At 65.4% G+C, this 1212-nt stretch carries 2 pseudogenes; both read right to left on the bottom strand.

Annotated elements, in window-relative coordinates:
- A pseudogene (locus AB0K03_RS41080) lies at positions 1-272 on the bottom strand (IS481 family transposase); the annotation flags it as partial.
- 109 nt (positions 273-381) lie between these two features.
- Positions 382-1095 (bottom strand): annotated as a pseudogene (locus AB0K03_RS41075) (helix-turn-helix domain-containing protein); the annotation flags it as partial.
- Positions 1096-1212 lie beyond the last annotated feature (117 nt).

The raw sequence follows: 1212 nt of genomic DNA, 5'->3' as shown, positions 1-1212 counted from the left end.
CGGATGTTGAGGTCTTGGACCAGGATCAGGACGTGGGTTCCGGTGTGGGTTCGGCCGAGGCCGATGGAGTAGAGCTGCCCGCCGTAGCGCAGGGTGATCTTTCCGGCTTTGTCGATGCGGTCGTGGCGGAGTCGTTCGTGGGTTTCGGGCGTGGTTCGGTTGCCGGGTTGGGCTTTGGGGCGGGTCTGGTAGGCGGTGGCCGGGGTGGCGTAGCGGGGCAGGGATCGGTGCGGGCGGCGGTGGTTGTATTCGTCGACGAAGTCGTCGATCAACGCCTGGAGCTGGAAGACGTCGGCCGGTTGACTGGGGCTGGCTGCGGAGCCATTTCTTGAGGGTTTGCTGGAATCGTTCGACTTTGCCGCAGGTGGTGGGGTGGTTCGGGCGGGAGTTCTTCTGGGTGACTTTGAGCCGGTGTAGTTCTTGTTCGAGGCCGTTGCGGCCGCGGCTGCCGCGCAGGCTGCCCCCGGACAGGCGGGTGGTGAACACCATGCCGTTGTCGGTCAGGGTGGAGGCCGGGACACCATAAGTGGCAACGGTTTCACGGAACTTTTGGCGCACCACGGCGCCGGTGACCCTCAAGTGGGCGGTGACCGAGAGGGCGTAGCGGGAGTGGTCGTCGAGCCACGACAGGATCTCCACGTCGGTGCCGAGCCGGCCGTCAGCTCGGGTGAGCCGGTAGTGGGTGAAGTCGGCCTGCCAGCACTCGTTGGACTGCTCGGCCTGGAAGCGGATGTAGGAACTCTTCGGCCGTTTGGCCGGCTCGGGCACGACCAAGTTCTGCGCGGCCAGGTGCCGGGCGATCGTGGCCCGCGAGACGCTCACGTGATGGTGGTGCTGCAGATGCCAGCGGATCGTGTCCGGGCCGGCATCCAGGCCACGCTCGGCCAGCCTCTTACGGACGGCCACGATCAACTCGACCACACTTGGGCCGATCGCAGTCGGTGAGGTGTTCGGCCGCCGGGAGTGCGGCTCGAACGCTGCCTCACCCTCGGCCCGGTACCGGGCGATCAACTTCGACACCCAGCCCTTGGACACCCCATAGGCGCGGGCGGTCTCGGCCTGGCTACGACCTTCAACGACAACAGCGGTGATCACAAGACGGGCTTTGGACACCCCGCGACGATCGCCGTCATCCAGAGTTTCCTATGTCTTGACACACCGGTTTCCGATGACTTGAGACATGGGTTTCCGATGTCCTGAGCCAGCACACTG

This window comes from Actinoplanes sp. NPDC049316, assembly GCF_040677315.1.
Taxonomy (GTDB): domain Bacteria; phylum Actinomycetota; class Actinomycetes; order Mycobacteriales; family Micromonosporaceae; genus Actinoplanes.
Note: the sequence above shows the minus strand (reverse complement) of the source record. Positions and strands in the feature narration are given on the sequence as shown.